The organism is Fulvivirga sp., assembly GCF_040218215.1.
Taxonomy (GTDB): Bacteria; Bacteroidota; Bacteroidia; order Cytophagales; family Cyclobacteriaceae; genus Fulvivirga.
The window spans coordinates 236,107-256,128 of the sequence record NZ_JAVJQL010000028.1; the positions used below are offsets into that span (position 1 = coordinate 236,107).

Annotated in this window: 17 protein-coding genes; 8 read left to right on the forward strand and 9 right to left on the reverse strand. The window is 38.7% G+C overall.

The window, feature by feature from the left end; genetic code table 11:
- Nucleotides 1-95 precede the first annotated feature (95 nt).
- The gene (locus RIB54_RS19405) at nt 96-3,020 is read left to right on the forward strand and encodes a DEAD/DEAH box helicase (protein ID WP_350102444.1); all 2,925 of its coding nucleotides are present in this window, start codon (nt 96-98) and stop codon (nt 3,018-3,020) included.
- Here RIB54_RS19405 and RIB54_RS19410 read toward each other — a convergent pair.
- A complete protein-coding gene (locus tag RIB54_RS19410) occupies nt 3,017-3,859 on the reverse strand; it encodes a lysophospholipid acyltransferase family protein (RefSeq protein ID WP_350102446.1) in 843 nt (280 codons plus the stop codon). The genes RIB54_RS19405 and RIB54_RS19410 overlap by 4 nt on opposite strands.
- A gap of 102 nt (nt 3,860-3,961) precedes the next feature.
- Between RIB54_RS19410 and RIB54_RS19415 the strand changes: the two genes are divergently transcribed.
- The 3 genes from RIB54_RS19415 (at nt 3,962) to RIB54_RS19425 (ending at nt 6,678) form a co-directional block, all read left to right on the forward strand.
- The gene (locus tag RIB54_RS19415) at nt 3,962-4,768 is read left to right on the forward strand and encodes an SDR family oxidoreductase (RefSeq protein WP_350102447.1); all 807 of its coding nucleotides are present in this window, start codon (nt 3,962-3,964) and stop codon (nt 4,766-4,768) included.
- Nucleotides 4,769-4,827: 59 nt separating this feature from the next.
- Nucleotides 4,828-5,328: a hypothetical protein gene (locus tag RIB54_RS19420; protein ID WP_350063374.1), complete on the forward strand. Its 501-nt coding sequence runs from the start codon at nt 4,828-4,830 to the stop codon at nt 5,326-5,328.
- A gap of 126 nt (nt 5,329-5,454) precedes the next feature.
- Entirely contained in the window at nt 5,455-6,678 is a 1,224-nt protein-coding gene (locus tag RIB54_RS19425) for a pyridoxal-dependent decarboxylase (protein ID WP_350102448.1), read from the forward strand.
- A 3-nt stretch (nt 6,679-6,681) separates the two neighbouring features.
- Here RIB54_RS19425 and RIB54_RS19430 read toward each other — a convergent pair whose 3' ends face one another.
- From RIB54_RS19430 to RIB54_RS19450, 5 genes are all read right to left on the reverse strand, one after another.
- On the reverse strand, nt 6,682-6,957 hold the full coding sequence (locus RIB54_RS19430; protein ID WP_350102450.1) for an acylphosphatase: 276 nt from the start codon (nt 6,955-6,957) through the stop codon (nt 6,682-6,684).
- 4 nt (nt 6,958-6,961) lie between these two features.
- Entirely contained in the window at nt 6,962-7,618 is a 657-nt protein-coding gene (gene deoC, locus RIB54_RS19435) for a deoxyribose-phosphate aldolase (protein WP_350102452.1), read from the reverse strand.
- A gap of 33 nt (nt 7,619-7,651) precedes the next feature.
- Nucleotides 7,652-8,026 (reverse strand): hypothetical protein, encoded by a 375-nt coding sequence (locus tag RIB54_RS19440; RefSeq protein WP_350070860.1) that lies wholly within the window; start codon nt 8,024-8,026, stop codon nt 7,652-7,654.
- A gap of 51 nt (nt 8,027-8,077) precedes the next feature.
- Entirely contained in the window at nt 8,078-8,560 is a 483-nt protein-coding gene (locus RIB54_RS19445; RefSeq protein ID WP_350102453.1) for a thermonuclease family protein, read from the reverse strand.
- Between the two features lie 235 nt (nt 8,561-8,795).
- Nucleotides 8,796-12,986, reverse strand: coding sequence for a tetratricopeptide repeat protein (locus RIB54_RS19450; protein ID WP_350102454.1), 4,191 nt, complete (start codon nt 12,984-12,986; stop codon nt 8,796-8,798).
- Nucleotides 12,987-13,176: 190 nt separating this feature from the next.
- Here RIB54_RS19450 and RIB54_RS19455 point away from each other — a divergent pair, with 190 nt between their 5' ends.
- Both RIB54_RS19455 and RIB54_RS19460 read left to right on the forward strand, forming a co-directional pair.
- The gene (locus tag RIB54_RS19455) at nt 13,177-13,809 is read left to right on the forward strand and encodes a toxin-antitoxin system YwqK family antitoxin (protein ID WP_350102456.1); all 633 of its coding nucleotides are present in this window, start codon (nt 13,177-13,179) and stop codon (nt 13,807-13,809) included.
- 34 nt (nt 13,810-13,843) lie between these two features.
- Nucleotides 13,844-14,764: an NAD-dependent epimerase/dehydratase family protein gene (locus tag RIB54_RS19460; protein ID WP_350102458.1), complete on the forward strand. Its 921-nt coding sequence runs from the start codon at nt 13,844-13,846 to the stop codon at nt 14,762-14,764.
- Between the two features lie 114 nt (nt 14,765-14,878).
- On the opposite strand, the gene RIB54_RS19465 is transcribed toward RIB54_RS19460, so the two are convergent.
- From RIB54_RS19465 to lpdA, 3 genes are all read right to left on the reverse strand, one after another.
- Nucleotides 14,879-15,661 (reverse strand): anti-sigma factor, encoded by a 783-nt coding sequence (locus RIB54_RS19465; RefSeq protein WP_350102459.1) that lies wholly within the window; start codon nt 15,659-15,661, stop codon nt 14,879-14,881.
- On the reverse strand, nt 15,658-16,215 hold the full coding sequence (locus RIB54_RS19470; protein ID WP_350102460.1) for an RNA polymerase sigma factor: 558 nt from the start codon (nt 16,213-16,215) through the stop codon (nt 15,658-15,660). The genes RIB54_RS19465 and RIB54_RS19470 overlap by 4 nt, the downstream gene beginning before the upstream one ends.
- Nucleotides 16,216-16,291: 76 nt before the next feature.
- The gene (gene lpdA, locus RIB54_RS19475; protein ID WP_350070833.1) at nt 16,292-17,686 is read right to left on the reverse strand and encodes a dihydrolipoyl dehydrogenase; all 1,395 of its coding nucleotides are present in this window, start codon (nt 17,684-17,686) and stop codon (nt 16,292-16,294) included.
- A 208-nt stretch (nt 17,687-17,894) separates the two neighbouring features.
- On the opposite strand from lpdA, the gene fabG reads away from it, so the two are divergent.
- Nucleotides 17,895-18,641 (forward strand): 3-oxoacyl-[acyl-carrier-protein] reductase, encoded by a 747-nt coding sequence (gene fabG / locus RIB54_RS19480; RefSeq protein ID WP_155186878.1) that lies wholly within the window; start codon nt 17,895-17,897, stop codon nt 18,639-18,641.
- 403 nt (nt 18,642-19,044) lie between these two features.
- The gene (locus RIB54_RS19485) at nt 19,045-20,022 is read left to right on the forward strand and encodes a radical SAM protein (RefSeq protein WP_350102462.1); all 978 of its coding nucleotides are present in this window, start codon (nt 19,045-19,047) and stop codon (nt 20,020-20,022) included.

Consider the following 20,022-nt stretch of genomic DNA (forward strand, 5'->3'; position numbering starts at 1 on the left):
AACTATTTGGTTGATTTTTTAGCACAAAAGCCGTTACAATTGACTTAAAGTTAGATTATTTTTTGTATTTTGCAGGTTCTGTTGAATGTTAAGTTATGAAAGTATCGGCTTCTCAGCCCTTCCAAATTGTTTACTCATTATACCAGCATGAGTATCTTGGTTATCTGTTTGAGTCTTTTGTGATTCATCTGGATGACAAAGGCAAATTGACTCTTCAGCATCAGAATATTTCTTCTAAGAATGCTCCTGAATTTGCCAAAGGTCTTGATGACACAGACTATGAACTCATTGAGCTCATGGACTCTATGCAGCAAGATGCTGTTGTTAAGAAATTTTATACTAAAGGCAATATTAAGGCCGATGATTTTTTTCTAAAAATCTATGATAAGGACAAGGGTAATGAACTTATCCAGCAGGAGATAGATCGTTATCTGGAAAGAAGAAGAGCTAAAATCCTGGAAAGGCTAAAAGGGAAAAAGGTCTTTGAAATGGGCAATGATGGTGAACCGGCATGGAAGCAAATTGAAGTGCTGGAAGAAAAATCAACAGTCCTTTTCCATTTTAGAAGAAATGACGACAACACGCATTACTTCCCTACTATAAAATATAAGGGTGAAAAAGTAGATTTTCAGTATAGAGGCTCTTACATCATTTGTAAAGAACCGGCTTGGATGGTGTGCTGTGGAAAGCTTTACTCCTTTGAGAAAAATGTAGACGGTAAAAAATTGCAGCCGTTTTTAAATAAGAAATTCATCATCATTCCTAAGAATGTTGAAGAAACCTATTATAATAAATTTGTTGCTCCGCTAATCGCATCTTTTGATGTTTATGCCAAAGGTTTCGAGATCAACAGCGAGCATTTTTCTCCACAGCCTGTGCTTACCTTGAGTGAATTGATGGGCTCTTCAAACGGAAACCTCTTCGGTGAAAAAACCAATGGGGCTTCTGATAATGAAAAGATGGTTTTTGAATTGTCCTTCAAATATGGTCAATTCAAATTTAAAGCTGATCATTTAAGCCCTGTGAGTGTAAGCGTGGAGAAAAAGGATGAGAAATACACCTTTCATAGAGTTAAACGTAAGCTTGATGAAGAAAAAGACATTCTCAACTACCTTACAAATTCTGGATTACCATTAAAAAACTCTAAAGCCGCTATACCAAAAACCACTGCTTTTGGCTGGCTGGACACACAGCGCAATGAGTTAATGAAACGTCAGTTTATTCTCGATCAGAAGGGTAAGGCACAGAAAAAATACTTCATTGGTGAATACAAAATCACTGTAGAGGTAAAAGAAAATATAGACTGGTTTGATATCCATGCAGTAATCAAATTTGGTGACTATGAGATAAGCTTCAAAGAGATAAGAAAGCTTATCATGAAGAAGAAAATGGAATTCACTTTGCCTAATGGTGAAATAGCTGTAATTCCTGATTCTTGGTTGGTGGAATATTCAGAGCTATTTGCCTTCTCCGAAGAAGATGAACATGGTGAGCCACACCTTAAAAAGCATCATTTATCATTAGTTAAAGACCTTGAGAATGGAAACCTTGCCAAGGTTACTATTAGCAATAAACTGGAAGGCCTTAGAGCTTTTGAAGGAATTGATGAGCAGCCAGTTCCTAAGAATTTCAAAGGTGATCTTAGACCATACCAAAAGGCCGGCTTTGACTGGATGCAGTTCCTGAGCAAGTTCAAGTTCGGTGGCTGCCTTGCCGATGATATGGGTCTTGGTAAAACGGTACAGACATTGGCCCTTTTGCAGTCGCAGAAAGAGCTTGGTGCTACTGGTGCTTCTCTTTTAGTGATGCCTACTTCTTTGGTTTACAATTGGGAAATGGAGGCTAAGAAATTTACTCCTAAGCTCAAGGTGTTCACCTATACTGGAACCAATAGGGAGAAAAATCCGGAGAAATTCGCAAAATATGATGTCATCATTACCAGTTATGGTATTGTTAGACTGGATATTGATCTATTAAAATATTACCGATTCAACTATGTGATCCTTGATGAATCGCAGGCGATAAAAAACCCAACCTCAAACATTGCTAAGGCAGTGCGTGAGTTGAATTCCAGAAACAGATTGATTCTTACGGGTACTCCATTGGAGAACAGTACAATGGACCTTTGGTCACAGATGAATTTCATCAATCCTGGATTACTTGGTACTCAGAGCTTCTTTAAAAATGAGTTTTTGAACCCTATTGAAAAGCAAGGAGATCATTCAAAAACACAGAAACTCTATTCTATTATTAAACCTTTTATACTTAGAAGGCATAAATCGCAGGTAGCTACAGAGCTTCCTGAAAAAACAGAAAACATTCAGTATTCTGCCATGCTACCAGATCAGGAAGCGGAATATGAAAAGGTTAAGTCGTATTACAGAAATGCTATCCTTGAAAATATAGAGCAACAGGGACTCAACAAGTCTCAAATGCTGCTTTTGCAAGGTCTGACCAAGTTGAGGCAGATTGCCAATCACCCAAAAATGGTGGATGAAAATTATGAAGGTGCATCTGGTAAGATGTGGGATGTTTCTTTCATGTTGGACAATGCCATTACAGAAGGTCATAAGATTTTGATATTCAGTCAGTTTGTAAAACATCTGTCTATCATCAAAGAACATCTCAAAACCATGGAAATTGACTTTGCTTATCTTGACGGCTCAACTAAGGACCGACAGGAGCAGGTAGAAAGATTCCAGAATGAAGATAACCTGAAGGTATTCCTTATTTCATTGAAGGCAGGTGGACTTGGCTTAAACCTTACAAAGGCAGATTATGTGTTTATCCTTGATCCTTGGTGGAACCCCGCAGCAGAAGCACAGGCTGTGGATAGAGCACACAGAATTGGTCAGCAGAATAAAGTATTTACTTACAAATTCATCACTAAAGATACCGTTGAGGAGAAAATTCTCGCGCTTCAGTCTCACAAGAAGAAACTGGCCAGCGATCTGATTACTACAGAATCCAGCTTTGTGAAGAGTTTGTCTAAAGAGGATATTGAGTCGCTATTGAGCTAGGCTTTCTTCAATTTCCATCTTTTATGTGACCAAAGATAACCAGCAGGGTCTTCATTAATCAACTGCTCTGTTTGACTGATATAGCTCTCCAGAATGTTATGACTTTCTTTTTGATATGGTGGCTCAGTTAGCTTGATCAACTCAACGGTATAGTACCCACGTTTTATTCTTAACATCCTATAAAAGAAAACCGGGTAATCAAAGGCCGCTGCTATCTGCTCAGGACCTGTAAAAAACGCAGTGTCCTGATACATGAATGTGGTCCAGTATTTAGCTGATTTGCCTGTTGGCGACTGATCTGCCATAATGGCTACGGCCTTCAGTCGCTCCTTAGATTTTAACAGGCTTCTAATGATATTTTTACTTTCAATGGGTTGGCCACCAAACTTAGCTCTGGTTTTCAGCATCAGCTGATCATACTTCTCGTTTTTGAGCTTTTTATATACTGCATCAACAGGAAATGGTAGCACCAAACAGCCGGTGAGTAATGCCCACTCCCAATTAAATTGATGAGAACCTGCAAGGATAATTGATTGCCCTTTGGCCGCATATTCTTCCACAACGGGCACATTGATAAACTTTACCCTATTTTTAATCTCCTTTTCGGAAATGGAAATACTCTTTATGGTCTCTGCCAAATACTCTCCAAAACGGTTGTAAAATGCTTTGGCTATCCTTTTTATCTCCTCAGGTGACTTATCTGGAAATGAATTGGTGAGGTTTTTAATCACCACTTTTTTGCGATAACCGATTCCATAATAAACCAGAACAAACAGTATATCAACAATGAAATACAGCATTCCGGTTGGTAGCCTTGAGAGTAACTTAACGAAAATCATAGTCACATTATAACTCTTCAAAAATAGACATTTACATAATAGATGGTAGACATCAAATTCGTTAGTTTTGATTTTTTATTGAGGCAGTAAATCATTTAAAGCATGAAAGATAAGGTCGTAATCATCACAGGAGGGTCATCAGGTATAGGCAAGGCATTAGCCGAAGTATTCGGAAACCATGGTTCTAAAATAGTGGTGACTGGCCGTAAAAAAGAAGCTTTGGATGAGGTGGTAACAGCGCTAAAGGCTCAAAATATAGATGCTCTTGGTTTTCAAGGTGATGTGAGTATTGAAGCCGATAACAAAAAAATGGTTGAAGCCACACTGGCTGCTTATGGAAAAATAGATATCCTTATCAACAATGCAGGTATTTCCATGCGCGCTCCTTTTAATGATGTAGAGCTTGATGTTATTCGTAAAGTGATGGATATCAACTTCTGGGGTTCCATTTATGCTACCAAATACTGCTTGCCGGAAATTTTAAAAACTAAAGGATCTGTTATTGGCATTTCGTCCATTGCAGGTTTCAGGGGATTGCCTGGCCGTGTGGGTTACTCTGCCTCTAAGTTTGCACTTCAGGGTTTTCTTGAAGCGCTGAGAACTGAAATGTTTAAAACCGGTGTTCATGTATTAACTGCGTGCCCTGGATTTACCGCTTCCAATATCAGAAAAACTTCGCTTACCTCAGATGGTTCGGCTCAAGGAGAATCGCCACGGAAAGAGGAGAAAATGATGACCGCTGAAGAATGTGCGGCATTGATCTATAAAGCCACGATTAAACGAAAAAAATACATCATCATGACCGCTCAGGGCAAGATGACCGTCTTCCTTAACAAGTGGTTCCCTGGTATGATGGACAAAATGGTTTATAATGTAATGGCAAAAGAAGAAAACTCGCCATTTAAGTAAAAGTCTTCAGCACCTAAAAGCATTAATTGATTATATTTACACAACCATTTTAATCTCGGATGATCCAGAAGTATTTTCCCCTAGATAAAAATTATATTCTTGAAAAAGCTCAGCTCGACCTTGAAGAGCAGTTAATTCTTCATCTGATTGATTTTAGTAAGAATTTTTATCTGGATATTTATAATCCGTTGGGAATAGAAGATGCGACTGTTAAAGCCATCAAATCACACAAGACAGTCTATACCTGGAGGCTGGAAGAGTTTTACCGAAACCTTGCTGCAGTATACAGATTCAAGTACGGCCAAAATCAATTAGAATTTTTATTTGATGGCACTGATCATTCCACAAAATACCGTCAAGACTGGGAAGATACTTTCAAGTCATGGCTGATTGACTTCTGTCTAAAACCCAACTTCCTAAGAGCCGTTCTTGAACTAACAGTATTCTACCCTGAAGGTAGAAAGTCTGAACTGGCAGAAAACAGAATGAAGGCCTTTATCAATCAGCATTTCGAGCTTAAGATCTACAAATACAAAGGTATTGTAAGGAAGATGGCGTAAAAGCTATGGGCTTCAAGCAACAAGCTAAAAACTAGTACCAATTTATTATTCTAACATCTTACTACTTGCAGCTTGTAGCTTTTAAATGCTCTTTCCTATATTCGCGGCAACTAAAACGATTGCGTTATGTATTGGAAAAGCTATTCACATGCAGAAATGAAACGTATTATTTTCGGTGCTTTGGATGAAAACCTTAATTATAGAGAGAAGCCTGTTTTAGGGCTGCCTGCTTCTTATCTTGATCCTCAGGTTTTTTATAATGATGCTCCTTTTTTGAAGGATGCCCCTTTCCTTTCTACATTAATCGCAAACCCCAATCATATTGGCTGTCATACTTTAACGGCTTCAGAGCCTGCTTTTCAAGGCACACATAAGATTGAAAGAGAGTTGATTGCTCTTTGTGCACAGGAGATATTTGAAGGTGGTGATGAAGAGTTTGATGGCTATGTGGCTTCAGGTGGCACAGAAGCAAACATTCAGGGCATGTGGGTGCTTAAGAATTATTTTATCAATGAGCATAAGGCTAAATCCGAAGAAATCGCACTTGTATATTCCGAAGATTCACATTACTCTATGCCTAAGGGTGCCTCTCTATTGAGCCTCAAAAAGTATGTGACCAGTGTAGAAGAAAACACGAGAAAAATTACCAAAGAAAGTGTTTTTACGCAAATAGAAAAAGCCAAAAAAGACGGAGTAAAGCATTTTATTGTGGTGATGAATATGTCCACCACTATGTTTGGTTCTGTTGATGATATAGTAGAAATCTCTGGCTGGTTGGACGAGCTAAATATCGATTATAGAATTCATGTGGATGGTGCCTATGGTGGATACATTTACCCTTTCGTGACCGATAATGATGACTACACTTTTAAAAACCCGAAAATATTTTCTTTCAGCCTTGATGGACATAAAATGCTGCAGTCACCTTACGGAACTGGCATTTATTTAGTAAGAAAAGGCTTTATGCATCATGCCATTACCGAAGAAGCTAATTATGTTAAAGGTAAAGATTATACATTAGTAGGCAGCAGATCTGGAGCGAATGCTATAGCGGTTTGGATGATCATGCGCACTTATGGATCAGATGGATGGAAAACCAAGATCAATCAGTTGATGCAAAAAACCAGCAGGTTGTGTGACAGCTTGACCGAGCGTGGTGTTGAGTACTTCAGAAACCCTAAAATGAATATTATCACCATTAAAGGAAAGTTTATTTCACCTGAACTAGCTACTAAATACATGCTTGTGCCTGACTCTCACGATAATGCCAAATGGTATAAAATCGTAATTATGGATCATGTTACTCAGGGCTTTATTGATAGGTTTATCAATGATTTTGATGCACAATAGTATTTAAAAGTGTTTTATCTCAAACCCTTTAAAATCCATAACATCTCCAGGCACAAAATGTACATTTTCAACTTTAGCATGTGTTGGGCCAATTTTACACCAATCGATTAGTGCGCTGAGTTGGGGCATCTGTCCCTCGGCTTCAATATAAACTGAGCCGTTGGGCATATTTTTGACAAAACCAGTGATACCCAATTCTTCAGCCTTGTGCTTTGTTGAAGCACGATAAAAAACACCCTGTACTTTTCCTGAAACTGTGATATTGAAATGTTTGATCATTCGGTCACTTTTTCATTTCCTTCATTACCTCAACACCATTAGAAGTACCAAGTCTATCAGCACCAGCATTAATCATGGTAAGGGCTTGCTCGTAAGTTTTAATGCCTCCAGAAGCCTTAATACCAACACTAGAAGGAAGTACACTCCTCATCAATTTAATATGTTCAACTTTAGCACCTGCAGGTGCTAAACCGCTGGAGGTCTTCACAAAATCTACCCCTGCATCATTACATAATTTGCATGCTCTTACTATATCTTCATCTGACAGATAAGCCGTTTCGATAATCACTTTAAGAATTTTTCCCTCTTCATGACAGAGCTTGCTGCTCTTCGCAAATTCTATTTTAGGCCAGGGCATACCATCCTTAAAAGCAGATACATTCATTACCAGATCCAGTTCGTCTGCTCCGTCACGAATGGCTAGTTTCATCTCTTCTATCTTGGTCTCGGTCATATTATAACCAAGAGGAAAACCTACAACAGTTACAAGCTGCACATCACTATCACCAATCTCCCTTTGAGCTCTTTTTACCCAAAAAGGAGGCACACAAACACCTACAAATTGATGCTCTTTAGCTTCTTTGATTAAAAGGTCAACGTCCTTTCCGGTAATGGTAGGTTTGAGATTGGTATGCTCAATGAAACGGTTAAGATTTTTCATTAAACCAATATAGTAAAAATGCAGCTTTAATTTTTAATGCCAAATGCCACACTCTTTGCAAAGTTTCCTTTTGCCGGGTTTTCGCTTTTTAGGTTTCTTTTTATGGCCGAAGTATGAAGGGTCAGAGTATTGAGGTTTTTCCATTTCCCTTCTCATTTTTCTATTTTCCTTGGCATTGGCTTCCATGCGTTGATCAAACTCCTCGATCTTTTTATCCATGCGCTTATTGAATATTGATCGGGCTGATTTTTTGCCCTTTTTCTTCATTACCTTTTTCTGAGTAGCACTCTGCTCTTGTGGTACAGGGGCAAAAGAGTTATCTTCTTTCTGCTCCTTTTTAGTTTGACCAAATGCACTTAAGGAACAAAAAAAGATGATTACGAATAGAAAGATGCCTTGCTTTTTCATAATTATGTAACTCGAAATTAGGCAAATTATTGTAATTGAATATGGAATGAATTATCGTCCCTTGGCCTGAGACATGGTTTGCTGGCGTCTGTAAATCCATGGAGGAGTAGGTTCCGCCATCGCCCAGATGCCCTTTTTATCAGTTTTAGCTTTGCCTTCAAGCTCCGCAACTTTTGCCTCTGCTTTTCTGCTTGCCCAGGCAAGACCTTCCCTAATTAGCATTTCATGCAACAAGTCACCGTTCTTAAGTTCAATAACAACAAGCTTGTTTCCCCACATATCTTTACCTTTAACAGTAACTCCCACTTTCTTTTTAAGAATCAACTGCTCTGAAAATACTTTAGCCTCTTCACTCAATTGCTGACCAAGCTCCGGACAGTCAACCTCACTTAACATGAATTTGGTCACCTCATCATAATCATCAATTATTTCAAAAGTATTACCATCAATGATATTGACAACTTTACCTGTAAAGGTTTGAGCTATTGTGCTCGCAGATATAAATATAAAAAATAATAAAGATGTGATTTTCATTTTAAGTTACCTCCGGTTCTTTATACCAGTTGAACGAAAAAGGAAAGTGTTTTTGTCAGGCTAAAATACTGGCTATCAAACTTATGTAAGGTTTTTGGTGAAAGGGTACAATTACAAACGTCACTTCGCTATGTAGCGCAGCGAAATGAGAAGTCTCCTATCTTGAAAGGGAGATTTCTCCGCCAACTGGTGGATCAAAAATGACGAATTGCCAGAAAAATTATAGTAATAACTCCTAATTACAATACTGCTTAATAAAGTAATCCACCTTAGTATCGCCTAGCTCTTTTGACTTCTTCCAGTTTTCACAAGCACCCGAAGTGTTTTCCAAACGGTAAAAAATATTGCCTTTTACCTTATAGTAAGAAGGGTTTTTAGGATCAAGCTCAATGGCCTTATTGATAGGCTCCATAGCGCCACCGATATTTTCCTGTGAAACTCGCACATTAGCCAGACTGTAATAAGCCTCTGCATCATCAGGAGTAAGTTTAATTACATGATCATAATCGGTTATTGCTCCTTCCCAATCTTCTGCCAGTTCTTTTAAATATGCCCTATTATAATAAGCATCCGGGTTATTAGGGTCTGCTGAAATGGCCTTGTCAAGATCACCAAGTGCTGCCCTATCATTTCCCAAATACAGATTGGCTCTTGATCTATCTACGTAAATGGAAGACTCTTTAATACCAGCCGCAATTGCTTTATCAATATCAGAAAGTGCATCAGTATAATTTTCTGCAGCTATAAGCGCCCTCCCTCTATGTTGATAAACAATGCCATCTTTCTTACCTCCTTCAATGGTTTTGTCATAATATGATATTGACCGTAAGTACTCTTCCATCCCATAATAAGATTCGGCAAGGAAGTAGATAACATCTGGATCAGCTTCATCAACCAATTTTTCAACTTTTGTTAAATCTTTAATGGCCAGCTCAAATTGCTCCATCTTGTAGTAAGTTTCCCCTCTGTTCTGATAGGCACGAACATATGTGTCATCAGCTTCTATGGCCTTACCAAAATCTGCAATGGCAGATTCATTATTGTCAGATAACTGATATGCCTTGCCCCTGTTGTTATAGACAATGGCGTTATTTATACCATTTTTAGTTGCATCATCATAGTCTTTAATGGCAGCTTGATAATTCTTCTGTCTGAACTTTGCATTTCCTCTATGAAAATAAGCCGAGCCATAAGTAGCATTAGCCGAAATGGCTTTTGATAATGCAGAAATAGCCTCTTCAAAGTCATTGCCTTCATATAATGCATGCCCTAAATTGTGATAAGCTTCAGCATCAGTTATACCCATTTCAATGGCTTTTTGGAGATTAGTGACTGCTGCAGCATACTTTTCCATTTTATAATTAGCATCACCCAAATGCCAATATGTTTCCATATCAGCAGCATCCATTTGAATAGCCTTTTCGAGGTTAGGTATGGAAGCCTCAAATTCTCCTTTAATAAATTGGGCATTACCAATACCATAATAGAGCAATTTGTCATTGGAGCCCAATGATTTAGCCTGATTAAGATCAGCTAAAGCACCGTCATAGTCTTCGGTTTTAAATTTTGATACTCCTAAATACAAGTACTCTTCTTTTTCGGCTTTCCCAGTAGCCACTATTTTATTCAAGTCACCAATAGCACCGGCATAATCTGCCGTTTCATATTTAGCAGCACCCCTATTTCTCAAGGCTATCTGATAGTCAGGTTTGATTTGCAATGATTTATCAAAATCTGCAATGGCTTCCTTAGTTTGCCCTAACAGCATCTTGGCTTTACCTCTATTGTTATACACCAGCTCGTCATTGGCTCCTTTGGCTATGGCCTGATCATAAGATTTCACCGAACCTGCATAATCTTCAGTTCTGAACTGGGCATTACCCAAATTGTAATACACTTCCTGATCCACAGCTCCTTTAGAAATGGCTTTATTTAAATTTTCTACTGCCTCAGGAAAGTTCTTTAACTCATAATGGGCGATACCCATTTTTGCATAAACATTTCCGTTATCTACTCCAGAACCTGTAGCTTTATTCAAATCAGCCAATGAGCCTGCATAATCCTTCTGTTCAAATTTTGACAATCCGCGCTTTTCAAATAGCTCAGGAGCACTTTCTCCTGACTTTTCAGCATCATCAAGGTTAGAAGCTGCTTTAGCAAAATCTTTGTCATCAAAAGCGATATAACCACTGTACAAAAACACCTTGCCATCATTCACTTTGGCAGCAATGGCCTTGTCAAGATAAGTTTTTGCCTGAGCTTTATCTCCTGTTTGGTAATAGGCCAGCGCCAACATTTTGGTAACATCTCTATTTTCACCAGCAGACTCTTTTTCTTTCTCCAAATCTGCAATGGCTCCTGCAAAGTCCTTAACCTCATACTTGGCCGTACCACGATTCAGCAATGCTCTTCCATAATCTCCTTTAATGGCCAATGATTTGTCAAAGTCCTCCACCGCACCGGCATAGTTTGTCAGCATCATCTTAGCTTTTCCTCTGTTGTTAAAAACAACGTGATCGTCAGCCTTAATGGCCGTTGCTTTGTCATAGGTTGTAATCGCATTTTGGTAGTCATCGGCCTTGTAGTACATATCTCCTAAAAGGCCGTAAACTTCATACACCTGCGTGCCAGATGATGCTGCTTTTTTCAGATCCTCCAGAGCACCAGCCTCATCACCTGTATTTGCTCTTGAAATTCCGCGATAGGTAAACAGCTCTTTATTAGTCGATCCTGCATCAATCGCCTTCGTGATAAACTCAGCCGCTTTACCATAATTCTTAGTCTCATAAGCTGCAATACCAGTCATCTCAGACAAAGAGGCTGCTGGTGTACCGTTTTCTGCCACCTTAAGTAAATAATTAAAGGCTTCCTTATAATTATTAGTTTTATAAAGTGCTGTACCTAAAACCTCATTAATATCTGGGTTTTCAGCACCTCTTTGCAATGCAGCCTTCAGGTCCGCAGCTGCCCCTTCAAAATCATCACCATAATATTTTGCAAAACCTATTCGTTCAAACACCACAGCATCAGAACTACCTTTTGCCTTCAGTTTTTCATAATCAGATTTTACATTAGGCCAGTCTTTAAGTCCATAATAAGCCTCTGCTCTATTTTCTAAAGCCTTATCATAATCAGGTTTTAATTCCAGTGCCTTGTTGAAATCTGCAACCGCCTCTTTGTTCTGCTCAAGGAAAAATTGAGCTTTTCCACGATTGTTATATATCACAGGGTCATCGCTTTGTAGCGCCAGCGCTTTTTCATAAGCACTAACCGCCAGATGATACTCTTCTTTTTTAAACTGAAGATTGCCGTAATAATAAAAAGCATTGTAGTCGCTGGCACCATTATCAACGGCCTGTTTTAAATCTGTTAGTGCACCATCTTCATTCTTCAATTCATAGCGTGCTATACCGCGATATAAGTAAAGTTCTGTATCATTATTTCCTTTATTGATAGCATCTGAAACAGCAGTTTCCGTTGCTGAATAATTCTTAGAAAAGTAGTAGGCCTTGCTTAACTGAACAGGTAGGGATTTCTCTTCAACATTGCCTCTCATGGCCTGATCATAATATTGAGCAGCCTTTTTATAATCTTCCTTGGCGAAATATGCTTCTCCTAAATAGAATTTTAGAATCTCCATTTTACTTCCACGCTGAAGAGCACTTTCCATACTTTTGATAGCCTCTTCCTGCTTCTTTAGGTTATATTCAGCAATCCCCAGTCGAGCATAATTCTCAGCATCAACCATTCCTGATTTTATTAGAGCAGCATAGTCTGCAGCTGTTTTTTCCCAATCTTTCAGCTCAAAATTAGCTTCCGCTCTATTTTCTAAAGCCTTGTCATATTTAGCATCAGCGGCTAAAGCCTTGTCATAATCAGCTACCGCAGGTGCATAATTCTTTAATGTAAATTTTGCTTTACCTCTATTATTAAAAAGTGCAGCTTCTTTGAATCCGGCTCCCTCAGCCTGATCGTAATATTTGATAGCATCCTGATAACTCTCTATTCTGAATTTAGCATTTCCCAGATTGTAAAGCCCTTCAGCATCTTTAAAGCCCATGGAAGCACCCTTCTCCAAATCAGAGGCCGCACCCTGATAGTCTTTTAACTCATATTTGGTCATCCCCAAATAGCCAAACAACTCCGCTGAGTTTTGCCTTGCCTTTACAGCCTTGTCCAAATCTTCCTGCGCTTTGGCGTAGTCCTTCATTTTAAAATGGGCAATACCACGCTTCACAAAGACTTCGTCATTCGTAAATTTTGAATTTATTAGCTGCGAGTAATCAAGAATCGCATTTCTATAATCACCCTCCTCAAGTTTGGCGTTTGCTTTTTCATAAGTCTCCTGAAGAGGGTCAGCATCCTGGCTGAAACCATAGGTAGATATTAACAAAACAAAAATTGTGAAATATAGTCTGCGCGTCATCATCATATATAAAAATAGTGCTGGATAGTAAAGTTATTCAAAATCTGAGAGTTAAAGGAGGTCAATTCACTGAATTTAAATTGTATACAAGATATAAATATGCCCTGAGTTACATATTATTGTTTGAGTGCATGAATAGATAATTAAAACTTACACTATGCCGGGACCTGGGTTTGGATCATTAGACTCAATGATCAAAACAATTAAGAACAATGCTAATCTCCTTAGGAGAAAGGATATGTTTCAGGTCATAAAAGAAAGCGGCAGCTTCAAAAAGAAAGAGCCTTACAGATACAAAAAAGCCAGTGCTCAACAATTAGCAGATATTAAGCACAGTATTTCGGAGAGTAATAAACGTCTTTTTATCAAGAAATTATTCATACTGTATATAACTGCTGCAATTGTTGGCGGTGCAGGATATTTCATATTTGCTGGCACTTATAAGGTAGATGATATTATTTTAGATACAGAATACCCTAAAAGCGAGGTGACAATATTGGCAGATGAAATTATTCTAAGAACCCAATACTTTGATGATAAAAACAAAGCCTCTGAGGAAATTCTAAGATATGGAAAAAGAAATGGTCAATGTTTAAGTTGGTACCCAACAGGTGAATTATATCGAACATCAGAATACTCAAACGATTCATTAATCTTTGAAAGATATTACTACCCTTCTGGAGGAGAAATTGTTGATTTTCATAAAAGATTCCCCGGTGACGCGGCTAAAGTAAAAATATTAGATCGAGGTATGAGAAAGTACACATTTTATTGCTCTGAGGGCAAAATCATACCCGGCACCTTTAAGGTTTCAACCAAATAATCGCTAGATTGAGATAGTTTAAAAACTTATTAAGATGCAAACTATTCTCGGTGCAGGCGGGGCTATTGGTACAGAATTAACCAAAGCACTTCCAAAATTCACAAATGAAATAAAATTAGTTGGTCGGAACCCGGTAAAGGTAAACGACACTGATTTAATCCATAAAGCTGATCTGTTGAATGAAGAGGCTGTGATTAAAGCAGTAGAGGGGTCTAAAATCGTTTACTTGACTGTTGGCCTTGTTTATAAAACCAAAATCTGGCAAGAGCAATGGCCTATTGTGATGAACAATGCCATTGAAGCGTGCAGAGTTCACAAGACTAAATTGGTCTTCTTTGATAATGTCTATATGTATGACAGGGATGCTTTAAAGCATATGACAGAAAAGACACCTATTAGGCCTACAAGTGATAAAGGTAGGGTCAGAGAAAAGGTGGCACATATGGTAATGGATGCCCATGAGAAAGGTGACATTGAAGCATTAATAGCAAGAGCCGCAGATTTTATTGGCCCAATTAATAGTGTACCGACAGAGACTATCTATAAAAATTTGGCTAAGGGCAAAAAGGCAGATTGGTTTGCCTCATTAAACATGATACATTCTTTTACTGACACTACTGATGCAGCTATTGGTACAGCTATGCTGGGCAATGCAGCAACATCATTTGGGGATGTTTGGCATTTACCAACAGATCCTACTCCACTTACCGTTACACAGTGGATTGAGTTGTTTGGTAAAGAAATGAATATAAATGCCAAAGGAAGAGCACTACCCTTGTGGATGATGGGCGTTCTAGGAATATTCATACCTGTACTTAAAGAGCTAAAAGAAATGGCCTACCAATATGATCGGGATTATTATTTTGATAGCACGAAATTCAACAGACGGTTTGAATACAAACCATCCACTCCAGAAGTGTCTGTGAAACGAGTGGTGGATTATTTTAATAAGTAAATCATTTTACTTTTTCGTCATTTCGACCCGAGGTACGAGGGAGAAATCTCCTTGTCATCAATTAGGAGACTTCTCACTTCACTGCGTTCCGTAGCGAAGTGACGCCAAATCATATCAAACATTCCCTACCACTTGCATGGTTTCTAACGATGGATTGACACTTCCACCTTTAGGCTCTATAGTTACAGCAAAGGCTGCTGCACCAGCAATATTTTTCATTTTTAGTAATCCGTCAGTAAGATTAAAAGTGCCAGCATCTACAGGCTGGCCATCAATAATGGCCCACAGTTGAAATTGCTGCTCTTGCGAAAGCTCTTTTAAATTCTGAATGCTCAGGTATACCTCTTCAGTACTCGCGTTCCAATAAATGTCTGCCAATGCATCTGGAGCATTATCAGTTCCTTTCATTGTTACTTTTGAAAAAGCACTGCTGCTTACTACATTAAAATCATTCTCAATTTTATCCAGTCTCTGATTTACTACATTATAATCACTGGCTATTTGTTGATTTTGAGCAATAAGCGATGTCAGCTGAGCTTCTGTATTTTTCCAATTGTTATAATAGGTATATGCCAAAATTGAAGCTGAAACAGCTACCAAAATAGAAACCGCAGCTGCATAACGCATCCATCCTGAATTGGACTCTGGCTTCATTGCAATTATCGGAGTCTCCTTCTCTTCTATTGCAGCCATGAGTTTTTCTTTGACAGCTGCATTTGGCTCCACGGCCGTTTTAAATGCCAGCTTCTCGAAAGAATCCTCTATTAATCTGATTTCTGCTTTTATTTCCGGGTGATTGGCCGCCATTTGCTCCACCTCCTGAATCTCTCTTTCAGAAAGTTCTCCCAGCACATAGCTCTCCAGCACACCTGACGATATGTATTCTTCTATATTCACCCTACCCCCAATACTGATCGTAAATTTTTTAAAGCCATCCTAAGTCTTGTTTTGACAGTTCCTAGCGGAATGCCCGTTTCATCTGCAATCTCAGATTGCGTATATCCTTTAAAATAAACCATTTCAACGATTTTCCTTTCCTCTTCACGCAGGTTTTTCATCAGGTCTTTGACCCCTATGCTCTCCTCATTCTGGTGGATCAGGTTTTCGCTTTCAACATTATATACGTTGTTACTGATGTCATCAGTTTTCCGGGTCTTCTTTATTTCTTTGGACCTCAATTTATCGATAGATAAATTTCTGGCCAAATTCAGCATCCAGGTAAACAGTCGCCCCTTTGAAGCATTATAGCTTTCTATCTTATCCCAGTATTTCATGAAGGCATCCTGAAGTACTTCTTCGGCTACATCCTCATCATTGATTATTCTGGAAATGGCACCATAAATGGCTGCTGAGTAGTTGTCATACAAATAAGACAGGGCCGTCTTATCCCTCGCTTTTAAGCGCTGAACAAGTTGATCTTGCTCGATGATTCCCTGTTTACTCTTTGACATTCGTTTCTAAGATATGACGTTAAACAAACAAAGCACCAAAAGATGGTGCTTTGTTCAACAATTTCTAAAATATTTTTTAGATATGAATTACTTCATCATATGCTGCTGCTGCTGCTTCCATTACCGCTTCAGACATGGTTGGGTGAGGGTGAATAGTTTTGATCAGCTCATGACCTGTTGTCTCCAGTTTTCTGATGGCCACAATCTCTGCAATCATCTCTGTTACATTAGCGCCAATCATGTGAGCGCCTAGTAGCTCACCATATTTAGCATCAAAAATCAATTTCACAAAACCATCTTTTGCGCCAGCGGCACTCGCCTTACCAGATGCTGAGAATGGGAACTTGCCCACCTTCAATTCATAACCAGCTTCTTTTGCCTTTTCTTCAGTGTAACCTACAGAAGCAATCTCAGGGCTGCAATAAGTACATCCTGGTATGTTATTGTAATCTATCGGCTCTGGGTGGTGACCAGCAATTTTCTCCACACAAGTAATACCTTCAGCGGATGCTACGTGTGCCAACGCAGGTCCATGAACAATATCACCAATGGCATAAATACCTGGGATATTTGTTTTGTAGTAATCATCAACAATCACTTTTCCTTTATCAGTAGCTACGCCTATATCTTCAAGACCAATGCCTTCAATGTTGGTAGAAACACCAACTGCCGATAATACAACGTCACAATCGATAACCTCATCACCTTTTTTAGTCTTGACAGTTACCTTACAGCCTTTGCCTTTGGTGTCTACATTGGTTACTTCAGCACTGGTCATTATGTTCATTCCTGCCTTTTTGAAGTTTCTTTCCAAAGCTTTGGACACCTCTTCGTCTTCTACAGGAACAATTCTTGGCATAAATTCTACCACTGTAACTTCAGTGCCCATTGCGTTGTAGAAATAGGCAAACTCAACACCAATCGCTCCTGATCCAACAATCACCATTTTCTTCGGTGCTTTGTCCAATACCATTGCCTGTCTGTATCCAATGATTTTTTTGCCATCGATAGGCATGGTGGGCAACTCTCTAGAGCGACCACCAGTTGCTACTATAATATGTTCGGCAGAGTAAGTTTCTGTTTTACCTGCATCATCTTTAACTTCAATTTTCTTACCAGCTTTCAGCTTTCCAAAACCCATGATCACATCGATTTTGTTTTTCTTCATTAGAAACTGAACGCCTTTGCTCATGCCATCAGCTACGCCACGGCTACGCTTCACCACATCAGTAAAATTCACATCGGCACCTTTTATTGAGATACCATAATCACTGGCATGCTGAATATATTCAAAAACATTAGCACTTTTTAATAAGGCTTTGGTAGGGATACATCCCCAATTCAAACAGATTCCTCCTAATGATTCCTTCTCGACTACCGCCACTTTCAATCCTAGCTGAGAAGCTCTGATTGCCGCCACATAACCACCGGGACCTGTTCCTAATACTATTAAATCATATGAATTAGCCATGTTATATCTTATTAGTTCTTTACTTAATTTCTGGGATCGCAAATTTAATGTAAATGGGTTTAGAAAAAAATTTAGCTTAACACATTGAGCCTCGTAAAATATGACACTATTGGATTATGCTTCGACAAGCTCAGCATGACTAAAGATTTTACTTTGTCTTAGCCATAAGTTTTATTTTCTTTGGGTATTCAAAACGCAAATAAATCAAATGAAATTATTAGAAGGAAAGACCGCACTGATCACTGGTGCATCAAAAGGAATTGGAAGAGCGATAGCTCAAAAATTTGCTGAACAAGGTGCTAATGTGGCATTCACTTATTTATCAAGTGTTGAAAAAGGACAAGCGTTAGAACAAGAATTGGCCTCAGCTGGTATTAAAGCTAAAGGCTATCGTTCTGATGCCTCTGATTTTGCCGCTGCAGAACAGCTGATCAATGATGTTGTGGCTGATTTTGGTTCATTGGACATTTTGGTAAACAATGCGGGTATAACCAAAGACAACCTTCTATTAAGATTAAGTGAAGCTGACTGGGATGCTGTGATTAACATCAACCTAAAATCATGCTTCAATACAGTAAAAGCCGCTACTAAAACTATGATGAAACAGCGCTCTGGCTCTATCATCAACATGACATCAGTAGTTGGGTTAAAAGGTAATGCGGGTCAGGCCAACTATGCCGCTTCAAAAGCTGGTATTTTAGGATTCACCAAATCTGTGGCGCTTGAATTAGGCTCCAGAGGTATAAGATCAAATGCTATTGCCCCAGGATTCATTGAGACTGAAATGACAGAAGTGTTGGATGAGAAAACTGTTCAAGGCTGGAGAGATGCTATTCCATTGAAGCGCGGTGGCTCACCAGATGATGTGGCCAATGCTTGTGTTTTCTTAGGATCTGATATGTCAGCTTACATCACAGGCCAAACCATTCAGGTTGATGGCGGGATGTTGACTTGATATTTAAAAGTCTTATTAAACTCGTAATTCCCACCTCAGTGGGAATTACTGTTTACGACAAATATTTTTACCCCTTAATCGGTTTTTCAGCCATAAGGTCCCTTTCAAAAAAGACCAAGTCCTTTCTTTTAGGAAAATCCAATACAGAACAGTAATAAATTTTATTTTGAAAGCGGGTCACTATTAATTTTTGTGACGGGTTTGTTCGCTCAAATACTTCATCCCCCTCTTTGAATTTATTCTCTACCACAGTATTTTTCATGTTTTTATTCAATTATCTAAGTGCCTGAATGGCCTTTGCAAGTTAGGTACAATTCACTGGCTTTCACTACTTTAAAATACATATCGAGTATATTTTCACAGCTTTTATAGCAGCATAGTATTTGATGCTTAACTTTAACCCATGAGGTTAATCCCCCACCCTGTGCTTTGCAATTACTATGTCACCTACAGGTGCAATGCCAAGTGTGGCTTTTGTGATATCTGGGAGCGGCCTTCTCCTTACATTACACTAGAAAATTTTGAAGTGAATCTGAAGCATCTCAAAAAGTTAGGAGTAAAAGTTATTGACCTTACCGGAGGGGAGCCTTTGCTGCATCGTGAGATTGACCTGCTATTAAAACTTGCTAAGGACTATGGCTTTATCACCACACTCACAACCAACTGCCTGCTCTATCCCAAATGGGCCGAAAAGATAAAAGGACTTGTAGATATGCTACATTTCTCTCTTGATTCCCCTGAAAAAGATGAACACAACAAATCCAGAGGAGTGGAGTGTTTTGATCATGTAATGGAATCAATAAAATTGGCCAAATCATTAAATGAAAGACCGGATATCATATTTACTGTTTTTGAAGAAAATGTTGAGCAGATTGAAAAAGTATATCAGAACATCTGCCAACCAAGTGATCTGGTATTAATTCTCAATCCGGTATTTGATTATTATCAGGTTGAGACTGGCAATCAGCTTTCAACACAGACTTTAAAAATTATTTCAAAGTGGGGTAGCAAAAAAGGGGTTTACTTAAATGATGCCTTTATAACACTAAGAAAAGATGGTGGCAATCATGTGCAAGACCCTATTTGCAAAGCGGCCAGTAGCACTATTGTTATTTCTCCTGAAAATGAATTAGTACTACCCTGCTATCATTTGGGTACCAAAAACTTTAAAATTGATGGTGACTTGTATAACATCTATCATTCTGATGAGGTACAAAAACTTGTCGCCCTGGAAGGCAGATTACCTGAGTGTGAAGGTTGCACCATCAACTGCTACATGCAGCCTTCCTTTGCCGTGGAAGTCAACAAATACTTCTGGAAAGCGCTGCCAAGCACCATAAAATACAACCTTATCAAAGGCACCTGGAAGGCGCTTATATAA

Coding starts and splice junctions, on each gene's coding strand:
- RIB54_RS19405 (WP_350102444.1), top strand. CDS start 96: ATGAAAGTATCGGCTTCTCAGCCCTTCCAAATTGTTTACTCATTATAC.
- RIB54_RS19410 (WP_350102446.1), bottom strand. CDS start 3,859: ATGATTTTCGTTAAGTTACTCTCAAGGCTACCAACCGGAATGCTGTAT.
- RIB54_RS19415 (WP_350102447.1), top strand. CDS start 3,962: ATGAAAGATAAGGTCGTAATCATCACAGGAGGGTCATCAGGTATAGGC.
- RIB54_RS19420 (WP_350063374.1), top strand. CDS start 4,828: ATGATCCAGAAGTATTTTCCCCTAGATAAAAATTATATTCTTGAAAAA.
- RIB54_RS19425 (WP_350102448.1), top strand. CDS start 5,455: ATGTATTGGAAAAGCTATTCACATGCAGAAATGAAACGTATTATTTTC.
- RIB54_RS19430 (WP_350102450.1), bottom strand. CDS start 6,957: ATGATCAAACATTTCAATATCACAGTTTCAGGAAAAGTACAGGGTGTT.
- deoC (WP_350102452.1), bottom strand. CDS start 7,618: ATGAAAAATCTTAACCGTTTCATTGAGCATACCAATCTCAAACCTACC.
- RIB54_RS19440 (WP_350070860.1), bottom strand. CDS start 8,026: ATGAAAAAGCAAGGCATCTTTCTATTCGTAATCATCTTTTTTTGTTCC.
- RIB54_RS19445 (WP_350102453.1), bottom strand. CDS start 8,560: ATGAAAATCACATCTTTATTATTTTTTATATTTATATCTGCGAGCACA.
- RIB54_RS19450 (WP_350102454.1), bottom strand. CDS start 12,986: ATGACGCGCAGACTATATTTCACAATTTTTGTTTTGTTAATATCTACC.
- RIB54_RS19455 (WP_350102456.1), top strand. CDS start 13,177: ATGATCAAAACAATTAAGAACAATGCTAATCTCCTTAGGAGAAAGGAT.
- RIB54_RS19460 (WP_350102458.1), top strand. CDS start 13,844: ATGCAAACTATTCTCGGTGCAGGCGGGGCTATTGGTACAGAATTAACC.
- RIB54_RS19470 (WP_350102460.1), bottom strand. CDS start 16,215: ATGTCAAAGAGTAAACAGGGAATCATCGAGCAAGATCAACTTGTTCAG.
- lpdA (WP_350070833.1), bottom strand. CDS start 17,686: ATGGCTAATTCATATGATTTAATAGTATTAGGAACAGGTCCCGGTGGT.
- fabG (WP_155186878.1), top strand. CDS start 17,895: ATGAAATTATTAGAAGGAAAGACCGCACTGATCACTGGTGCATCAAAA.
- RIB54_RS19485 (WP_350102462.1), top strand. CDS start 19,045: ATGAGGTTAATCCCCCACCCTGTGCTTTGCAATTACTATGTCACCTAC.